Here is a 19,654-nt window from a genome sequence, read left to right as displayed (position 1 = left end):
CTTATAACGCCGCCATTTGCGCCATCCAGGCAGCGCCATTTGCCAAATTGATTTCTCCGCATCACAATCGCCCAAAACCAAGCGTTTATATGGGCTCATGGAGAGACAATGGCAAGCGCCGACCAACTGATCAACGCTTTTACGACGCTGCTTGTCACGATCGATCCGCCCGGCCTCGCACCGATTTTTCTCGGGCTCACCACCGGCATGAGCCGTAGTCAGCGAAAGCAGGTGGCGCTGCGAGGCTCGATCATCGCCTTTGTCATTCTCGCCGTCTTCGCCCTGTTCGGGGCCAGCGTGCTCGGGGTGCTCGGCATATCGATCGGAGCCTTCCGCATCGCCGGTGGTCTTCTGTTGTTTTGGATCGCGTTTGAAATGGTGTTCGAGAAGCGACAGGACCGCAAGGAGAAAACGAGCACGGCGGCGATCACCGTCGATCACATCCATAATATTTCGGTCTTTCCGTTGGCGATTCCTCTGATCGCCGGACCTGGCGCCATTTCGGCAACGATCCTGATTGCCGGGTCGATGCAGGGCTCATTCGAGCGTGCGCAATTGATCGTCGTCATTGCGTCGAGCTTGCTACTACTGTTTCTCGCGCTGCTCATCGCCGACAGGCTCGATCGCTTCCTCGGCGTTACAGGGCGCGCAATTCTGACGCGCCTTCTCGGCGTCATCCTGGCTGCGCTGGCCACGCAGTTCGTCGTCGATGGTCTGAAATCCACGCTGGGGACGATGCCTGCTGGCTAAAAAGCAAAACCCGCTACGAGCTAAGAGCCTTTCGGACCTGAGGTGGCAGGGTTTCGCGCGACAGCTCTATGCCTGCAGCAAACGCGTTTGGGCTCCTACTATCGTCCCGCGGGGGGCGCGGAAGACGGCGCACCTTGCGGCACGCCGTCTAGCTGATGTCGTAAAGGATGCTTTGCGGTCAGAACGGGATATCGTCGTCGAGATCGCGCGAAAAGTTTCCACCGCTACCACCGCCGCTGCTGCGGCCAGACGATTGCGAGGGCGCACCGTAATCGTCGCCGCCGCCGAAATCACCGCCGCCGGCATTGCCGCCACGACCGCCGGCGAAGCCCGAGCCGCCGCCTTCACCGCGACCGTCAAGCATTGTCAGGGTCGAGCCGAAGCCCTGCAGCACTACTTCCGTCGAATAGCGGTCTTGGCCCTGCTGGTCCTGCCACTTGCGGGTCTGCAGCGCGCCTTCGATGTAGAGCTTGGCGCCCTTCTTCACATACTGCTCGACGACCTTGCAGAGGCCCTCATTGAAGACCACGACCGTATGCCATTCCGTCTTCTCGCGGCGTTCGCCGGAGTTGCGGTCACGCCAGGTCTCGGACGTTGCGATGCGAAGGTTGGCGATCGGCCGGCCATCCTGGGTCCGCCGGATTTCGGGATCAGCGCCCACGTTTCCGATCAGAATTACCTTGTTTACGCTGCCAGCCATGCTTTCACCTTACCTGCCGCCCTGCCCGGCGGCGCTTGAACCAATCGGTGCACCTTAAACCATAGAGCGCCAGCGATGGGCGTCCATCGCCGGTTCATCCACAAGGAATTTTGTTCTTTATTTGTTCTAGTTTATCCCTATGATCCTGTCAACCGAATCGAAAACCTTGCGGCGGACGGACATTCAGCCTCGACTCGCCAGCCGGCATCACTAAATAAGGGGCTTGTTCCAGCACAGAAGCAGAAGACGATGAGCGAACTGAAGACGATTTCCATCCGCGGCGCGCGTGAGCATAATTTGAAGGGGATCGATCTCGATCTGCCGCGAAACAAACTTATCGTCATGACCGGCCTTTCTGGCTCCGGCAAATCCTCCCTTGCCTTCGACACCATTTATGCCGAGGGACAGCGGCGTTATGTCGAGAGCCTTTCGGCCTATGCGCGCCAGTTCCTGGAAATGATGCAGAAGCCCGACGTCGACCAGATCGATGGCCTGTCGCCGGCGATTTCGATCGAGCAGAAGACGACCTCGCGCAATCCGCGCTCCACAGTCGGAACGGTGACCGAGATCTACGACTACATGCGCCTGCTTTTTGCGCGCGTCGGCGTGCCTTACTCGCCGGCGACGGGCCTGCCGATCGAGAGCCAGACTGTCAGCCAGATGGTCGACCGCGTCCTCGATTTCGAAGAAGGCACGCGCCTCTATATTCTCGCGCCGATCGTGCGCGGGCGTAAGGGCGAGTATAAGAAAGAGTTGGCAGACCTTATGAAAAAGGGCTTCCAGCGCGTCAAGGTCGACGGCCAGTTCTACGAGATCGCGGATGTGCCGGCTCTCGACAAGAAGTACAAGCATGACATCGACGTCGTGGTCGACCGCATCGTCGTGCGGCCGGATATGGCATCGCGGCTTGCCGACAGCTTCGAGACCTCGCTCAAGCTTGCCGACGGCCTGGCTGTTGCGGAATTCGCCGACAAGCCGCTGCCGCCGGAAGAAACGGCTGCCGGCGGCTCCGCCAACAAGTCGCTCAACGAAACGCATGAGCGAGTCCTCTTCTCGGAGAAGTTCGCCTGCCCGGTGTCGGGCTTCACCATTCCCGAAATCGAGCCCCGGCTCTTTTCATTCAACAATCCTGCCGGCGCCTGCCCGACCTGCGACGGTCTTGGGGCGCAGCAGAAGATCGACGCCAACCTGATCGTGCCAGAGCCCGAGCGCACGCTGCGCGATGGCGCCGTCGCGCCTTGGGCCAAGTCGACGTCGCCTTACTACAACCAGACGCTCGAGGCTCTCGGCAAGCATTACGGCTTCAAGCTCGGCGCCCGTTGGAGCGATCTGTCGGAAAGAGCCAGGGACGTCATTCTGAACGGCACAGACGAGAAGATCGAATTTCACTATGCCGACGGTGCGCGGTCCTACACGACGCAGAAGAATTTCGAGGGCATCATCACCAATCTCGAGCGCCGCTGGAAAGAGACGGATTCCGCCTGGGCGCGCGAGGAGATCGAGCGCTATATGTCGGCAGCCCCCTGCCCGTCTTGCGGCGGTTTCCGCCTGAAGCCGGAGGCACTCGCCGTCAAGATCAACGCGCTGCATATCGGTCAGGTGACCGATATGTCGATCCGCGTTGCTCGTGACTGGTTCGAGGTCCTGCCGCAGTCGCTTAGCGCCAAGCAGAATGAGATTGCTGTTCGCATTCTCAAGGAGATCCGCGACCGTCTACGCTTTCTCAATGATGTCGGCCTGGATTACCTGAGCCTGTCGCGAAACTCCGGCACTCTGTCGGGTGGCGAAAGCCAGCGTATCCGGTTGGCGTCGCAGATCGGTTCCGGGTTGACCGGTGTATTGTATGTCCTCGACGAACCGTCGATCGGTCTCCACCAGCGCGACAATGCCCGCCTGCTCGACACGCTGAAGCACCTTCGCGATATCGGCAATACCGTGATCGTGGTCGAGCATGACGAGGATGCGATCCTGACGGCCGATGACGTCGTTGACATCGGCCCCGCGGCCGGCATCCACGGCGGTCAGGTGATCGCCCACGGAACGCCGCAGGAGATAATGGCGAACCCGAAGTCGCTGACCGGTAAGTACCTTTCCGGCGAGCTTGGCGTGCCGGTTCCAGATGAGCGCCGCAAGCCGAAGAAGGGCAAAGAGATCAAGGTAATCGGTGCCCGCGGCAACAATCTGAAGAATGTCACCGCCTCCATCCCGCTTGGCGTCTTTACGGCAGTCACCGGCGTGTCGGGGGGCGGAAAATCTACGTTTTTGGTCGAGACTCTCTACAAGTCGGCTGCCCGGCGGGTCATGGGTGCGCGCGAAATCCCGGCCGATCATGATCGCATCGACGGGTTCGAGCATATCGACAAGGTCATCGATATCGATCAATCGCCGATCGGCCGCACGCCGCGTTCCAACCCGGCGACCTATACGGGCGCGTTCACACCGATCCGTGACTGGTTTGCCGGTCTGCCGGAAGCCAAGGCGCGTGGCTATCAGCCCGGGCGCTTCTCGTTCAACGTCAAGGGTGGGCGCTGCGAAGCCTGCCAGGGCGACGGTGTCATCAAGATCGAGATGCATTTTCTGCCGGATGTCTATGTCACCTGCGATGTCTGCCATGGTAAGCGTTACAACAGGGAGACGCTCGACGTTACGTTCAAGCACAAGTCCATTGCCGACGTACTCGACATGACCGTCGAGGAAGGCGTTGATTTCTTCGCCGCCGTGCCTGCTGTGCGGGACAAACTGCAGGCGTTGAAGGATGTCGGCCTCGGTTACATCAAGGTCGGTCAGCAGGCGAATACTCTGTCAGGCGGCGAGGCGCAGCGCGTCAAGCTCGCGAAGGAGCTGTCGAAACGGTCGACAGGACGCACGCTCTACATCCTGGACGAACCGACAACCGGCCTGCATTTCCACGACGTTGCCAAGCTCTTGGAAATGCTGCAAGAGCTGGTCAATCAGGGTAATTCGGTGGTCGTCATCGAGCACAATCTCGAGGTCATCAAGACCGCGGACTGGATTCTTGATTTCGGTCCGGAAGGCGGCGATGGCGGCGGTGAGATCGTTGCCGTCGGCACGCCGGAAGCGATCGTCAAGGAGAAACGGTCCTATACCGGACAGTTCCTGAAGGAGTTGCTTGAGCGGCGCCCTGCTCGAAAAGCCGTAGCGGCAGCCGAGTGATGCTGAGAGCGGCCTCGCTCGATGATCTGCAGGCGGTCGAAGCGCTGACCGCGGAGGCCTATGCGCCTTACACGCAGCTCCTTGGGCGTCCGCCGACCCCCGTCGACGAGGATTATGCGCCGCGCATCCGTCGTGGCGAAATCTGGCTGCGGGAGGTGCAAGGCGAGCTCGCGGGCCTCGCCGTTATCGAACGGCACCCCGACCATGTAATGCTCTTCAGCATTGCTGTTGCACCAAGATTTCAGGGTACCGGCCATGGTCTTGCAATCCTGAGACGGGTGGAGGAGATGGCGCGCGAATGGAGGCTTCCGGACGTCCGTCTCTATACGAATGCACGAATGGAGCGGAATATTGCGCTTTATCTGGCGTTCGGTTTTCAGGAAACGGGTCGCCGCGAGCATCCGTATCGGCCAGGATGGGTGATCGTTGACATGGCAAAGCAAGTCGGCGGACAGATATAGTCAGAGGAGGAAGGAATGACGAAATCCGGCAACATTCGCGTTGGCATCGGCGGTTGGACGTTCGAGGCGTGGCGGGATCATTTCTACCCCGGAGACCTGAAGCAGAAGGATGAACTGCATTATGCAAGCCGCAAGCTGAAGGTCATTGAGATCAACGGCACTTATTACAGCTCGCAGAAGCCGGAAACCTTCGCCAAATGGGCCGCGGACGTGCCGGATGGGTTCATATTTTCGCTCAAGGCCAGTCGTTTCGTGACCAATCGCCGGATATTGGCAGAAGCCGGCGAGTCGATGGAACGGTTTCTGAACCAGGGCCTGACAGAACTCGGCGCTCACCTGGGTCCGATCCTCTGGCAATTCGCGCCGACGAAGAAGTTCGACGCTGATGACTTCGAAGGCTTTCTCAAGTTGTTGCCTGAGAAGCAGGATGGCTTGCCTCTGAAGCATGTTGTCGAAGTGCGCCATGACTCGTTCAAGGTGCCGGAATTCGTGGCGCTGCTTGCGAAGTATGGGGTTGCGCCTGTTTGCGCCGAGCATTTCGATTACCCGATGATCGCGGATGTGACGGCCGACTTCGTCTATGCCCGCCTCCAAAAGGGCTCGGACGACATCAGGATGTGTTATTCGCCAAGCGATCTGAAGGCTTGGGCCAAGCGCCTCGAGACCTGGGCGGAGGGCAAGATGCCCGACGATCTGCCCTTGATCGACGCCAGCCGCAAGGTAGCAACCGAGCCGCGCGACGTCTTTGCCTTCATGATCCACGAGGGCAAAGTCAATGCGCCCTTCGGTGCAATGGCATTACAGGAAGAGACGGCACGATAGGGTCGTTTTCAGAGCGGGCGGACATGCGTTGCCAATTCTTCCGCCGTCAGCCCTTTGCCCGCCCGCTCGCCAGCCTCTCCATGCATGTAGACGCCGGCAGCAGCCGCTTCGAAAACCGGAAAGCCTTGGGCCAGCAGGGCTCCGATGATCCCGGCAAGGACATCACCGGATCCGGCTGTCGCGAGCCACACCGGTGCGTTCGTGTTGATATAGGCTCTACCATCCGGCGAAGCGATGACGGTATCTGCGCCCTTGTAGACGATTGCGGCGTTGGCACGTGCCGCCGCCGCCCGCGCCTTTTCGACCTTCCCCATGGCCACGTCGGCGGCGATATCGGGAAATAGTCGGCCGAACTCGCCCTCATGTGGTGTCATGACTAGCCGCGGCTTGCCGGCGAACTGCGAGAAGAGCTCATCTGGAGCATCTTTGAACGAAGTGAGCCCATCGGCGTCAAGCACCAGATGGCTCTTGGCAAGCGCTGCCACGAACCGGCGTGCCTTGTCGCCGACGCCGAAACCGGGGCCAAGAACGAACGTCTGTAGCCGCTCGTCGCGCAGCCAATCGCGGAGCGCGACCTCGTCGCCGATCGCATGCAGCATGATCGCCGTAAGGTGTGACGCATTGGTGCCCAATGCGTCTTCCGGCGCGGCGATTGTCACAAGCCCTGCCCCGGCCTTCAAACCCGCCATCGCCGACATCCGCGCAGCGCCAGTCTTGCTCTCTTCGCCGGAGAAGACGACAAGGTGGCCACGCTTGTATTTGTGTGTGTCCAGTCCGCTCGACGGCAGCACATGGCGCCATCGTTCCGGCCTGTTCTCTGCGATCTGTTGCTTCTTCTCAGCGCGGATGATGCGGGCGGGTATGCCGATATCGAATACTTCCAGTTCGCCGCAGAGCTCTCGCCCCGGCATCAACAGGTGACCGGGTTTCCGCGTCATGAAGGTCACGGTCCGATCCGCCACAAAAGCCGCTCCTCGAACGGCTCCGGTGCGACCGTCGACGCCGGATGGCAGGTCGACAGCAATCACCGGCACCAGCGCCTCCTTCACCCGTTCAATCACTTTGCAGACGTTCTCCGGAACATCGCGGGCAAGGCCGGACCCGAACAGGGCGTCGATAACCACATCGCCGTTGCGCGGCTGATATGTCTCAAGGGGCTGTGCGGCCGTCGGCGCCAAACTGTCCCTTGCTCGGGCGGCATCTCCCTTGAGCCTCTCCGGTTCTCCCATCTGGAATATATCCACAGTAACGCCGCTCTCAGCCAGTCGACGTGCGGCAACATAGCCGTCGCCACCGTTGTTGCCGGGTCCACACAGCACGGCCGCGCGAAGGGCGGCCGGAAAATCGCGCAGCAAAATGGCTGCTGCCGCGGCACCTGCCCGTTCCATAAGGGAATAGCTATCGATACCTGACGCGGCTGCCGCCGCATCGACAGCGGTCATGTCTTCCGGGGTAAGGAGCAACTCAGAGATTCCGTCGATCATCGCCGCATTCAAACAGAAATCGCCTAAATAACAACCGGCCGATTGATCATTGCGCAGATCAACAAATATGCAATTGCATAAAAGAAAGGCCATCGCTGTGCTTTGTCGGGAATTATTAGTGCGGGCAAATATTCCAGAAATTGGCCTGGATTTGCCTCCAGTACGTCGAATCTCGAATGTTTTTATCCAAAAAAACCCGAAAATTACTGATTCTGCGCACTTTTTCGAACGGTTGGTGGTGTTTTTCGAAGAATCGGCTTCCCAACTGGCACGATAACTGCATCATGACGCAAAGCAGGTCTGAGCCTGCTTTTAACGGGAGAAGCGGAGAGTCATTTTCTCATGAAAAAGATCGAAGCGATCATTAAGCCCTTCAAGCTCGACGAAGTGAAGGAAGCCCTTCAGGAAGTTGGCCTGCAGGGTATTACAGTTACGGAAGCGAAGGGCTTCGGTCGCCAGAAGGGCCATACGGAACTCTACCGTGGCGCGGAATATGTCGTCGACTTCCTGCCGAAGGTGAAGGTGGAAGTCGTCCTTGCGGACGAGAACGCGGAGGCCGTCATCGACGCGATCCGCAAGGCCGCGCAAACCGGCCGCATCGGCGACGGTAAGATTTTCGTGTCAAATATCGAAGAAGTCATCCGCATCCGCACCGGCGAAACAGGTATCGATGCCATCTAGTCTTTATCGCCTTCCGGCGAACCAAAGTATCGTCATCTCAAATAAAGGAACTATTTAATGGCGACCGCAAGCGAAATTCTTAAGCAGATCAAGGAAAACGACGTCAAGTTCGTCGACCTGCGCTTCACCGACCCGAAGGGCAAGCTGCAGCATGTCACGATGGACGTGGTCTGCGTCGACGAGGACATGTTCGCCGACGGCGTCATGTTCGACGGTTCCTCGATCGCTGGCTGGAAGGCCATTAACGAATCCGACATGGTACTGATGCCGGACGCGGAAACGGTTCACATGGACCCTTTCTTCGCCCAGTCCACCATGGTCATTCTCTGCGACATTCTCGATCCAGTTTCCGGCGAAGCCTACAATCGCGATCCGCGCGGCACTGCCAAGAAGGCTGAGGCTTACCTGAAGGCATCCGGCATCGGCGACACGGTCTTCGTTGGCCCGGAAGCAGAATTCTTCGTCTTCGACGACGTTCGCTACAAGGCTGATCCTTACAATACCGGATTCAAGCTCGATTCCACGGAACTTCCGTCGAACGACGACACGGAATACGAAACCGGCAACCTCGGCCACCGTCCGCGCGTCAAGGGCGGCTACTTCCCAGTTCCGCCGATCGACAGCTGCCAGGACATGCGTTCGGAAATGCTGACGGTTCTGTCCGAAATGGGCGTCGTCGTCGAGAAGCATCATCACGAAGTGGCGGCCGCCCAGCACGAGCTCGGCATCAAGTTCGATACGCTCGTCCGCAACGCCGACAAGATGCAGATCTACAAGTACGTCGTGCACCAGGTCGCCAACGCCTACGGCAAGACGGCCACCTTCATGCCGAAGCCGATCTTCGGCGACAACGGCTCGGGCATGCACGTTCACCAGTCGATCTGGAAGGGCGGCAAGCCGACCTTCGCCGGCGACGAATATGCAGGTCTTTCTGAAACATGCCTCTACTACATCGGCGGCATCATCAAGCATGCCAAGGCGATCAACGCTTTTACGAACCCGTCGACGAATTCCTACAAGCGTCTCGTCCCGGGCTATGAGGCCCCGGTGCTGCTCGCCTACTCGGCTCGCAACCGCTCCGCCTCGTGCCGTATTCCGTTCGGCACCAACCCGAAGGCAAAGCGCGTCGAAGTCCGCTTCCCGGACCCGATGGCGAACCCCTACCTCGCCTTCGCCGCGATGCTGATGGCTGGTCTCGACGGCATCAAGAACAAGATCCATCCTGGCAAGGCCATGGACAAGGATCTCTACGACCTGCCGCCGAAGGAGCTGAAGAAGATCCCGACGGTCTGCGGCTCGCTGCGCGAAGCGCTCGAAAGCCTCGACAAGGACCGCAAGTTCCTGACGGCCGGCGGTGTCTTCGATGACGACCAGATCGACTCCTTCATCGAGTTGAAGATGGCCGAAGTGATGCGCTTCGAGATGACGCCGCATCCGGTCGAGTACGACATGTACTACTCGGCTTGACGATCAAGAAAGGGAAGCCTCGGCTAGGCCGGGGCTTCCCGTACCGATGTCACGCGGCCAAGCGGCGGATGTGACACTCATGTGACGAGATCCTGCACAAATCTTGATTTGAGTAGGGCCAATCACCAAATCAGGTGATGAAAGGAAGTCGTACCATGAAAGAAAGAGTAGCAAAGTTCAGTATCGGCGAAGTGGTTCGGCACAAGGTATTTCCGTTCCGTGGCGTCATATTTGACGTAGATCCGGAATTTGCGAACACGGAAGAATGGTGGAACTCCATTCCAGCCGAAGTACGCCCCAGCAAGGACCAGCCCTTCTACCACTTGCTCGCCGAAAACGATGAAAACGAATACGTCGCCTACGTATCCGAGCAGAATCTGATAAATGACGAAAGCGGCGTCCCGCTTCGCAATGAGCAGGTCTATCAGATTTTCGATATGGCACCCTCGGGTCAGTTCAAGCCCAAGATGAACTTCACCCATTAAGGTTTGATGCCAACATGCGAAAGCCCCGTCCTTGGCGGGGCTTTTCTTTGCTCTACAGCAACAAAAAACCCGGCTCAAGGCAGGGTTTTCGGTATTCTTTTGGCACTCTGGCTTACTGAGCCTTTGCTGCCTTTTGTGCTTCTTCGAGCTTCTTGCGGGCTTCGTCAGCCTTCTTCTGCATGCTGTCCTGCAAGCTCTTCTGGCTTTCTGCCAGCTTGGAAGCGGAAACCGGTTCGCCGTCGAATGCGCCGGTGAAGCCTTCAAGCGAGATCTTGATCGGGTTCGGCGCGCGGCGGAAGTTGATCGAGGTCAGAACCAGATCGGTGCCCTTCTTCAGGCTAGCGACCATGGCGTCGGTCAGCTGGATCTGGGCGACGCAGCGATCGGGCATACACATCAGGTAGTCGATCTTCTGGCCTTTGCCGCCGTCGATCTGCAGGGAAACGCCCGGCGGGATCAGACGAGCCGGCGGCACCGAAACCTGGAGGCTCTTGTTGTTGATCTTGCCGGAGATGGTGATGAGGCCAACGCCCGTAACGAGCTGGCCGCCGCCTGCAAGAACGACGTTCTGGACGACGCAGACGTCATTGTCTTCCTGCTTGCTGCAGGTCTTGTACCAGCCGAGACGCGGGGCGCCGGCAGCAGTGGCGGGAGCGTCGGCGGGGGCCGCTGCATCTTGCGCGAAGGACGATACCGGAGCCGCTGCAGCACCGAGCATCACTGCCAGAACGGACAGGGCTGCCCGCGTTTTGTTTTCAGCCTTGAACATCATAACGAATTCCGTCTCCTGAAATCCCTTAGGGACGACAACGTGCCATCCTCACCAACGGGGTTGTTCGCACTCCACCTCTTAAAACAATGAGGCAAATGCATGACCCCCGACTTTCGGGTTCCCCTGTTACATTGCGTCGGGTCAGATATCCAGTATTTCTTTGACCTTTTCAGGGTCATCCGAAAGAATTCGGCGCCGATGGCGAACTGCGGTGGCTGCGTGATAGTCTTGCGCCGAATCGTGCCGTTCCCGGAAAGGACCTCAACGATGCTCCGGATCGTTCTTCCCGTCATCTTCACCCTGGTTGGCAGCGCAGCTCTCGCCGAGCCGGTGCATGGCATCGCAATGCATGGTGCACCGGCCCTGCCCGCCGATTTCAAGCATCTTCCCTACGTCAATCCCGATGTGAAGAAGGGCGGGAAGATCAATTATGGGGTCGTCGGGACCTTTGACAGCCTCAATCCCTTTATCCTGAAAAGCATGCGCACGACGGCGCGCGGCATGTGGGACCCCGAATACGGGAACCTCGTCTTTGAGACGCTGATGCTTCGCTCGCGCGACGAACCCTTCACGCTCTATGGCCTGCTTGCCCAGTCCGTCGAATGGGATGAGGATCGCAGCTATATCCAGTTCAATCTCAATCCGGCTGCCAAGTGGTCGGACGGCCAGCCGGTGACGCCGGATGACGTGATCTTCACCTTCAACCTTTTGAAGGAAAAGGGCCGCGTTCCCTTCAACACGCGACTGAACGCCGTGGCGAAGATGGAGAAGGTCGGAGACCACAGCGTTCGCTTCACCTTCAACGACAAGGCCGATCGCGAGTTTCCGCTGATCCTCGCTGGCTCCACACCGATCCTGCCAAAGCACGCCATCGACCCCGAGACATTCGATCGGTCATCGCTCACGCCTCCTGTCGGATCCGGTCCCTACAAGATCAAGTCGCTGAAGCCTGGCGAAAGCATAACCTTCGAACGCGATCCCAACTACTGGGGCAAGGATGTTCCTGCGAAAGTAGGCCTCGACAACTACGACCAGATCACGGTCCAGTATTTTCTGCAGGACACCACTCTCTTCGAGTCCTTCAAGAAGGGCGATATCGACATCTACCCGGACGGCAGTCCCGGCCATTGGGCGAGCGCTTACAATTTCCCGGCAGCAACATCCGGCAACGTCGTGAAGGACACCTTTGAACCAAAGCTTCCGAGCGGCATGTTCGGCTTCGTCTTCAACACCCGGCGGCCGGTCTTCAACAACGCGAAGCTCCGCGAGGGGCTGTCGTTGATCTTCGATTTCGAATGGGCGAACAAGAACCTCTTCTCGAACGCCTACATCCGCACCCAAAGCTTCTGGCAGAACTCGGATCTGTCGAGCTTCGGGGTGCCTGCCGACGAGCGCGAGCTGAAACTGCTCGGCCCCATCAAGGATCGTATCGATCCGGCGATTCTGAACGGCACCTACAAGCTTCCCGTAACGGATGGCTCAGGCCGCGATCGCAACGTCCTGAGGCAGGCGGCGGCGCTCCTCAAGGAAGCAGGCTATACGATCAAGAACGGCAAGATGAGCGACGCCAACGGTCGGCCGCTTGCCTTCGAGATCATGACGCAGAACACCGATCAGGAGAAGCTCGCGGTCTCCTACCAGCGTTCGCTCCAGCTGCTCGGCATTGCCGCGACGATCCGCACGGTCGACGATTCGCAGTATCAGAGCCGCACGAATAGCTTCGACTACGATGTCATCGTGAAGTCCTACACGTCGTCTCTGTCTCCGGGCATCGAACAGCTGGGGCGCTGGTCTTCCGCGGCCAAGGATCGTGAAGGCACCGACAATTTCGCCGGCGTCGCCGATCCCGGTGTCGATACGTTGATCCAGCACATCCTCATGGCTCGTTCGGCAGAAGACTTTACAGCGGCGGTGCGCTCTCACGACCGTATGCTCCTGTCGGGGCACTATGTTCTGCCGCTCTACCACGTCGATCAGCAATGGGTCGCGCGCAGCAAGCGCATCGGCCACCCCGAGACGGTTCCGCTCTACGGCTACCAGCTGCCGGCATGGTGGGATCAGAGCGTCCAATAGAATCCTTTTTCCTGCCTGGTTGAAGTCTCCCGCCGCAAGGCCTAGATGGCGGGAACGTTTCGGTTTGAGAAAAAGGAAAGCCCATGGAACGCATTACCATCGACGTTGTCTCTGATGTCGTCTGCCCGTGGTGCTATCTCGGCAAGGCGCGGCTGGAGCTTGCGATCGCCGAAGTCCAGGACGAGGTCGGTGTGGACATCAACTGGCGCCCGTACCGCCTCAACCCCGACTATCCGCCCGAAGGCGTCGACCAGAAGAAAGCGCTGGAGCAGAAGCTCGGCGGCGCCGAGCGTGTCGCTCAAGGGCACAAGATGCTGAGCGAGCTTGGTCGCGAAGTCGGCATCAACTTCGATTTCGACGCGATCAAGATCGGCCCGAACACGCTGGATGCACACCGCCTGATCCATTGGGCAATGGTCGAGGATCGCGAGAAGCAGGACCGTGTCGTCAATGCCCTCTTCAAGGCCAATTTCGAGGAAGGGCGCAACGTCGGCGACCATGCCGTTCTGCTCAATATCGCACAGAACGCCGGTATGGACCGAGCGGTCGTCTCCTCCCTGCTCGCGTCCGACGCCGACAAGGATCTCGTGATCGCCGAGATCGAAGCCGCGCAGAAGATGGGCGTCAACGGCGTGCCGTTCTTCATCTTCGACCAGCAGTATGCCGTCAGCGGCGCTCAGACACCGGATGTGTTGGCAAACGCCCTTCGCGATATCGCCAAGGCGAAGGCCGAAGCGCGCGCCGGCATGAACTGAGCGTGCTTACGCCTTCGCCATTTCCGCGAGCTGCGTCATGATAACGGCTGCACCCTGCAGCCGCTTTTCCGGTGTCGGCAGGTCGCGGGTGAGGAATACACTTTGGTCAGGCCGAATCTTCGCCATGGAGCCCTGCTTGGCGATGTAGCCAACCAGGCTTGCCGGATTCGGAAACTCCTTGTTGCGGAATTGGATGACAACGCCCTTGGGCCCCGCATCCAGCTTCTCCACGTTGGCGACGCGGCAGAGCGATTTCACGTAGACGATCTTCAGGAGGTGCTGGACCTCGATCGGCATCGGGCCGAAGCGGTCGATCATTTCAGCGCCGAAGCCGTCGATTTCCTTCAGTTCCGCGATCTCCCCGAGACGGCGATAGAGTGCCATGCGCAGGTGCAGATCGGGCACGTAGCCATCCGGGATCATCACCGAAGTTCCGACCGAGATCTGAGGCGACCAGCCGCTATCCTGGATCTCATCGACGCCCTTCACCTCGGCAACGGCCTCTTCCAGCATCTGCTGATAGAGCTCGAAGCCGACTTCCTTGATATGGCCGGACTGCTCCTCGCCAAGCAGATTACCTGCTCCGCGAATGTCGAGATCGTGACTGGCAAGCTGGAAGCCCGCACCAAGCGTGTCGAGCGACTGCAGCACCTTGAGGCGACGTTCGGCCGTCGCCGTCAGCACCTTGTTGACCGGCAGCGTGAAGAGCGCGAAGGCGCGGACCTTCGAGCGTCCGACGCGGCCGCGTAGCTGATAAAGCTGAGCGAGGCCGAACATATCGGCGCGGTGGACGATCAGCGTGTTGGCGGTCGGCACGTCGAGACCCGATTCTACGATCGTCGTCGACAGCAGCACGTCGTAGCGCCCTTCGTAGAAGGCATTCATGATGTCTTCGAGTTCGCCAGCCGGCATCTGACCGTGCGCGACAGCGACTTTCAGTTCCGGCACGTCGGAGCGCAGGAACGCATGCACATCCTCGAGATCGGCAAGCCGCGGGCAGACATAGAAGCTTTGACCGCCGCGATAGTGCTCGCGCATCAGCGTTTCGCGGATGACGAGCGAATCGAACGGCGAAATGAAGGTGCGCACCGCCATGCGGTCGACCGGCGGCGTCGTGATCAGCGACAGCTCGCGCACACCCGTCATCGCGAGCTGGAGCGTGCGGGGGATCGGTGTTGCAGAAAGAGTCAGAACGTGTACGTCGCTCTTCAACTCCTTCAGACGCTCCTTGTGCTTGACGCCGAAGTGCTGTTCTTCGTCGATGATCAGCAGCCCGAGATTGGCGAACTGGATGCCCGCACCGAGAAGCGCGTGGGTACCGACGACGATGTCAGTCTTGCCCTCGGCCACTTCCTTCTTCGTCAGTGCCAGCTCCTTCGAACCGACGAGGCGCGAGGCCTGCTGGATGCGCACAGGCAGGCCGCGGAACCGCTCGGAGAAGGTCTTGAAGTGCTGGCGGGCCAGCAGCGTGGTCGGCACGACCACGGCAACTTGAATACCATTCATCGCCGCCACGAAGGCAGCACGAAGCGCCACCTCTGTCTTGCCGAAGCCGACGTCGCCGCAGACGAGACGATCCATCGGCCGGCCGGCCCCAAGATCGGAGCGCACGGCCTCGATGGCGTTGTCCTGGTCTTCCGTCTCGTCGTAGGGGAAGCGGGCGGAGAACTCATCATAGAGACCTTCCGGCGTCGTCAGCACGGGCGCGTGTCGCGTCAGGCGTTCGGCGGCAATACGGATCAGCGCATCCGCCATATCGAGCAGTCGCTTCTTGAGCTTGGCCTTGCGCATCTGCCATGCGCCACCGCCGAGCTTGTCGAGCGGAGCTTCCGTCCCCTCGCCGCCGTAGCGCGACAGCAGATCGATATTCTCGACCGGTAGGAAGAGCTTCGCATCGTCGGCATACTGCAGTTCAAGGCAGGCATGCGGCGCGCCCGCCGCTTCGATCGTCCGCAGGCCCACGAACCGGCCGATGCCGTGCTGCGCGTGGACGACGACCGAACCTTCATCGAGACCGGCGACCTCAGAGATGAAATCCGCAGCGCGTTTGCGCCGCTTCGAGCGCCGCACCATGCGGTCGCCGAGAATGTCCTGCTCGCCGATGACCACCAGATTGCCGGCTTCAAATCCGGATTCGAGACTGAGCACAGCGGCTGCTGCCTCGCCTTTGGCAAGGCTGTCGATCTCTTTCAGGGCGCCGATCGGTTTCACGCGCTCCAGGCCGTGTTCGTTCAGCACCTGCAGCAGACGGTCTAGCGAACCTTCCGTCCAGGCGGTGATCAACACCTTGGCGCCGGATGAGCGTTTGTCGGCAATATGTTTCACGACGGCGTCGAAGACATTCACGCGTTCGGCATTGCCACCCCCCTCCGCGTTCGAGCGTGCCCACCGCTCGCCCTGTCGAGCATCGAGATTGATGACGCGCCGCGCCTCTCCCTCGTGCTCGTTGAAGGGCGAAATCCGCATCGCGTCGAACGCGTCGAGCGTGTTGGCGAAAGTCTTTCCGTCCAAATAGAGCTGGCCGGGCGTCACGGGTTTATAGGGCGTTCCTTGCGCCATCTGACCTTTGCCGGGCTGTCCGGAATTCAGGCGCGCGTCATAATAGTCGAACACAAGCTTGGAGCGCTCCTCGGCAGCCTGGCGTACCGCGTGATCGGTCACCAGTCGGAAGCCTGTGAGATAGTCGAATACCGTCTCCAGCTTCTCGTAGAAAAGCGGCAGCCAATGCTCCATGCCCGGATAGCGCCGCCCCTCCGATATGGCGAGATAAAGCGCATCGTCGCGCGTTGCCGCGCCGAACGAGGAGAGGTAGTTCTTGCGGAAACGGCTGATGGTATCGGGCGTCAGCGTGACCTCGCTCATCGGGTTAAGGTCGAGTGAACGGAGCTGCCCTGTCGTGCGCTGGCTTGCCGGATCGAAGCTGCGGATGCTTTCCAGCGTGTCGCCGAAGAAATCGAGGCGAACAGGCTCCTCGGAACCGGGCACAAAGACATCCAGAATGCCGCCGCGCACCGCATATTCGCCGACCTCGCGCACCGTTGCGACGCGGTCGAAACCATTGCGTTCCAACCGCCCGGCAATGTTGTCCATGCGCACAGTGTTTCCCGGACGTGCGGAAAACGCCAGGCTCTCGATGACCTCCTGCGGGGCAACCTTCTGCAGCATTGCATTGACGGTCACCAGCACGATGGCCGCATGCGGTTTCTTGCGATGCGCGATCAGGCCGCCCAGCGCCGCGAGCCGGCGTGCTGAGGTATCCGCGCTCGGCGAAACGCGGTCGTAAGGAAGACAGTCCCAGGCCGGCAGTGTCAGGACCGGGATCTCGGGCGCGACGAAGCCGAGAATCTGCTCCAAGTCGGCCATCCGCTGGCCATCGGAAAGCACGTAAGCGACCGGCTCGCCGGCGCGCGCCAGATCGGCCAGCAACAAAGCCTCCACACCTGTGGGCACGTTGCCGATGGTCAGCGGCTCGGCGACCGCTGACAGCTTCTTTACGTTAAAACCTGGGATCATTACGCGTTCCTGGGCAGGGCGTCGGCTGGATACTCGAAATCGGGCTTGTAGGCGGCAAGGCGCTCGAACATCGGCGTCTGAAAACGCTCGGGCACCGGCCATGTTCCCATGATCCAGCGCACAAGATCGTTGTCCTCTTCGGCCATGACGGTTTCGAACTCGTCGAGTTCGGTCTCTGACAGGGTCGCGATCTCCTTTTCGGCGAACTGCCCGAAGACCAGATCCATCTCGCGAATGCCGCGATGCCAGCAGCGAAAGAGGATTCGGCGGCGGCGCGGATCAAGATCGGCGCTCGAGAGTGACACACCCGTCATGGCGTTACCTTCCTGTTGATGCGCCTCTATAGACCCTCGAAAGCGGCTTGTCAGCCTTGCCAAGGCCGCATTGTTCATCGCATTTTGCCGCCATGCGCCCCGCTATTCTCGATCCGCTGTTTTCGCCCGTTTCCGCCCTGCCCGGCGTCGGCCCAAAGATCGCCGAGCTGCTGGTAAAGCTGCTTGGGCGCGAGACGCCTGACGATACGCGCGTCGTCGATCTGCTGTTTCATGCGCCGCACTCCCTGATCGACCGTCGAAACCAGCCCGGTATCGCCCGCGCGCCGCAAGGCGCCATCGTCACCGTCACGGCTCGCGTGGATCGCCACCAGGTGCCGCCGCGCGGCAAAAGCAACATCCCTTACCGCGTCGTCCTGCATGACGAGTCCGGCGAACTGACACTCGTTTTCTTCCGCGGCCAGCCGGCATGGCTGGAAAAGCAATTACCGCTCGACGAAGAGGTGACCGTCAGCGGCAAGATCGACTGGTTCAATGGCCGCGCTTCGATGGTGCATCCAGACTATATTGTGAAGGCCAGCGAAGCCGAGAATCTGCCCCTCGTCGAGCCGATTTACCCCCTCACCGCAGGTCTTTCGCCAAAGACACTGCGCAAGATCATCGAAGCCGCGCTGCCGCGCACGCCCGAACTTCCGGAATGGATCGACCTGACCCTCGCACAGAAACAGGGGCTGCCCTCGACAGCGGACGCTTTCCACGCCCTGCACGAACCATGTGATCCCGCGGATATCGATACGCAAGCCCCCGCCCGTCGCCGCCTCGCCTATGACGAATTCATGGCGGGCCAGCTCTCCCTCAGTCTAGTGCGCCAGCGCCTGCGCAAGGTCGCCGGCCAACCGGTGCATGCCACCGGCATCATCAGTCGGCAAATCCTGCAGACCCTGCCGTTCTCTCCGACCGGCAGCCAGAACGCCGCGGTTGCAGATATCCTCAAGGATATGGCCGGCGAGGACCGCATGCTGCGGCTGCTGCAGGGCGATGTCGGTTCCGGCAAGACGTTGGTCGCACTGATAGCGATGGCCGCTGTCATCGAAAGCGGCGGCCAGGCCGTCCTGATGGCCCCCACGGAGATCCTCGCGCGTCAACACTACGCGACGATCTCGAGATTCGCCGCTTCGGCCGGTCTGCGCCTCGAAGTCCTCACAGGCCGTACCAAGGGTCGTGAGCGCGAAGACATCCTCGAGAGGATCGCGTCGGGAGAGGCGCAGATCGTTATCGGCACACACGCCCTGTTCCAAGACACCGTCAACTATCGCAACCTGATGCTGGCTGTCGTTGACGAGCAGCATCGTTTCGGCGTCCACCAGCGCCTGCGACTGACCGCCAAGGGCATCACGCCGCACATGCTTGTGATGACGGCGACGCCGATCCCGCGAACCCTGGTGCTTGCCGCCTTCGGCGACATGGACGTCTCGAAGCTGACGGAAAAGCCGGCCGGCCGAAAGCCGATCCAGACGATTACCGTGCCGACCGAACGCATTGGCGAGATCGTTGGACGGCTGAAGAGCGCGGTCGGAGAGGGCAAGAAGGCCTATTGGATCTGCCCGCTCGTCGAGGAATCCGAGGAGAGCGATCTGATGTCGGTCGAAGAGCGCCATGCAACGCTCGTCTCGTCGCTCGGCCCAGGCATCGGTTTGATCCACGGCCGCATGAGCGGCGCCGAAAAGGACGCCGTGATGATGGCGTTCAAGAACGGCGAAATCCGCCTGTTGGTCGCCACGACCGTGGTGGAAGTCGGCGTGGATATTCCTGATGCTACGATCATGGTGATCGAGCATGCCGAGCGCTTCGGCCTGGCGCAGTTGCATCAGCTTCGCGGCCGTGTCGGCCGCGGCGACGCGGCCTCGACCTGCATCCTGCTCTATAAGGGACCGCTTGGCGAGACCGGCCATGCGCGCCTGTCGATCATGCGTGAAACCGAAGACGGCTTCCGCATTGCAGAGGAAGACCTGAAACTGCGCGGCGAAGGCGAACTGCTCGGCACACGGCAATCGGGAACACCGGGCTTTCGTATCGCGAGCCTGGAGGCTCATGCCGATCTTCTGGAAATCGCCCGCCGCGATGCTGCGTATCTGATAGAGCGTGATCCGGACCTCACCAGCGACCGCGGCAAGGCCGTCCGCACCCTGCTCTACCTGTTCCGTCGCGATGAGGCGATCCGCTTCCTACATGCCGGGTGAGTCGC

At 60.2% G+C, this 19,654-nt stretch carries 15 protein-coding genes; 10 read left to right on the top strand and 5 right to left on the bottom strand.

The annotated features are described in order from the left end of the window. Positions 1-108: 108 nt before the first annotated feature. Positions 109-750, top strand: a complete 642-nt coding sequence (locus LPU83_RS50535; protein ID WP_024314871.1) for a MarC family protein — start codon at positions 109-111, stop codon at positions 748-750. Positions 751-928: 178 nt separating this feature from the next. Here the strand turns inward: LPU83_RS50535 and LPU83_RS50530 are convergent, their stop codons facing one another. After that, entirely contained in the window at positions 929-1,450 is a 522-nt protein-coding gene (locus tag LPU83_RS50530) for a single-stranded DNA-binding protein (RefSeq protein ID WP_024314870.1), read from the bottom strand. A gap of 249 nt (positions 1,451-1,699) precedes the next feature. Between LPU83_RS50530 and uvrA the strand changes: the two genes are divergently transcribed. Genes uvrA through LPU83_RS50515 form a run of 3 tightly spaced genes read left to right on the top strand, consistent with a single transcriptional unit; the run spans position 1,700 to position 5,907 of the window. After that, positions 1,700-4,624 carry an excinuclease ABC subunit UvrA gene (gene uvrA, locus LPU83_RS50525; protein WP_024314869.1) on the top strand — a complete coding sequence of 975 codons (2,925 nt, stop codon included), beginning with the start codon at positions 1,700-1,702 and terminating at the stop codon, positions 4,622-4,624. After that, complete coding sequence (locus LPU83_RS50520; protein WP_024314868.1) at positions 4,621-5,085, top strand: GNAT family N-acetyltransferase; 465 nt, start codon at positions 4,621-4,623, stop codon at positions 5,083-5,085. The genes uvrA and LPU83_RS50520 overlap by 4 nt, the downstream gene beginning before the upstream one ends. A gap of 15 nt (positions 5,086-5,100) precedes the next feature. Beyond that, complete coding sequence (locus LPU83_RS50515; protein WP_024314867.1) at positions 5,101-5,907, top strand: DUF72 domain-containing protein; 807 nt, start codon at positions 5,101-5,103, stop codon at positions 5,905-5,907. An 8-nt stretch (positions 5,908-5,915) separates the two neighbouring features. On the opposite strand, the gene LPU83_RS50510 is transcribed toward LPU83_RS50515, so the two are convergent. After that, positions 5,916-7,391: a bifunctional ADP-dependent NAD(P)H-hydrate dehydratase/NAD(P)H-hydrate epimerase gene (locus tag LPU83_RS50510; RefSeq protein WP_024314866.1), complete on the bottom strand. Its 1,476-nt coding sequence runs from the start codon at positions 7,389-7,391 to the stop codon at positions 5,916-5,918. Between the two features lie 342 nt (positions 7,392-7,733). Between LPU83_RS50510 and LPU83_RS50505 the strand changes: the two genes are divergently transcribed. The 3 genes from LPU83_RS50505 to hspQ all read left to right on the top strand — a co-directional run bounded on the left by LPU83_RS50505 (position 7,734) and on the right by hspQ (position 10,024). Next, positions 7,734-8,072 carry a P-II family nitrogen regulator gene (locus LPU83_RS50505; RefSeq protein WP_003579240.1) on the top strand — a complete coding sequence of 113 codons (339 nt, stop codon included), beginning with the start codon at positions 7,734-7,736 and terminating at the stop codon, positions 8,070-8,072. A gap of 57 nt (positions 8,073-8,129) precedes the next feature. Continuing rightward, the gene (gene glnA / locus LPU83_RS50500) at positions 8,130-9,539 is read left to right on the top strand and encodes a type I glutamate--ammonia ligase (protein ID WP_024314865.1); all 1,410 of its coding nucleotides are present in this window, start codon (positions 8,130-8,132) and stop codon (positions 9,537-9,539) included. A gap of 155 nt (positions 9,540-9,694) precedes the next feature. Continuing rightward, positions 9,695-10,024: a heat shock protein HspQ gene (hspQ, locus tag LPU83_RS50495; RefSeq protein ID WP_024314864.1), complete on the top strand. Its 330-nt coding sequence runs from the start codon at positions 9,695-9,697 to the stop codon at positions 10,022-10,024. A 112-nt stretch (positions 10,025-10,136) separates the two neighbouring features. Here the strand turns inward: hspQ and LPU83_RS50490 are convergent, their stop codons facing one another. Further along, positions 10,137-10,796 carry an invasion associated locus B family protein gene (locus LPU83_RS50490; RefSeq protein WP_024314863.1) on the bottom strand — a complete coding sequence of 220 codons (660 nt, stop codon included), beginning with the start codon at positions 10,794-10,796 and terminating at the stop codon, positions 10,137-10,139. A gap of 267 nt (positions 10,797-11,063) precedes the next feature. Here LPU83_RS50490 and LPU83_RS50485 point away from each other — a divergent pair, with 267 nt between their 5' ends. Next, complete coding sequence (locus LPU83_RS50485) at positions 11,064-12,869, top strand: extracellular solute-binding protein (RefSeq protein ID WP_024314862.1); 1,806 nt, start codon at positions 11,064-11,066, stop codon at positions 12,867-12,869. An 83-nt stretch (positions 12,870-12,952) separates the two neighbouring features. After that, a complete protein-coding gene (locus LPU83_RS50480; protein ID WP_024314861.1) occupies positions 12,953-13,624 on the top strand; it encodes a DsbA family oxidoreductase in 672 nt (223 codons plus the stop codon). A 6-nt stretch (positions 13,625-13,630) separates the two neighbouring features. Here LPU83_RS50480 and mfd read toward each other — a convergent pair whose 3' ends face one another. Both mfd and LPU83_RS50470 read right to left on the bottom strand, forming a co-directional pair. After that, on the bottom strand, positions 13,631-17,137 hold the full coding sequence (gene mfd / locus LPU83_RS50475; RefSeq protein WP_024314860.1) for a transcription-repair coupling factor: 3,507 nt from the start codon (positions 17,135-17,137) through the stop codon (positions 13,631-13,633). After that, positions 17,137-17,451 carry an FAD assembly factor SdhE gene (locus tag LPU83_RS50470; RefSeq protein WP_024314859.1) on the bottom strand — a complete coding sequence of 105 codons (315 nt, stop codon included), beginning with the start codon at positions 17,449-17,451 and terminating at the stop codon, positions 17,137-17,139. The genes mfd and LPU83_RS50470 overlap by 1 nt, the downstream gene beginning before the upstream one ends. A gap of 92 nt (positions 17,452-17,543) precedes the next feature. Here LPU83_RS50470 and recG point away from each other — a divergent pair, with 92 nt between their 5' ends. Further along, positions 17,544-19,649 carry an ATP-dependent DNA helicase RecG gene (gene recG, locus LPU83_RS50465; RefSeq protein WP_024314858.1) on the top strand — a complete coding sequence of 702 codons (2,106 nt, stop codon included), beginning with the start codon at positions 17,544-17,546 and terminating at the stop codon, positions 19,647-19,649. The last annotated feature ends 5 nt before the right edge of the window (positions 19,650-19,654 follow it).

The organism is Rhizobium favelukesii (assembly GCF_000577275.2).
Taxonomy (GTDB): domain Bacteria; phylum Pseudomonadota; class Alphaproteobacteria; order Rhizobiales; family Rhizobiaceae; genus Rhizobium; species Rhizobium favelukesii.
This window is presented reverse-complemented; position numbering and strand designations above follow the sequence as displayed.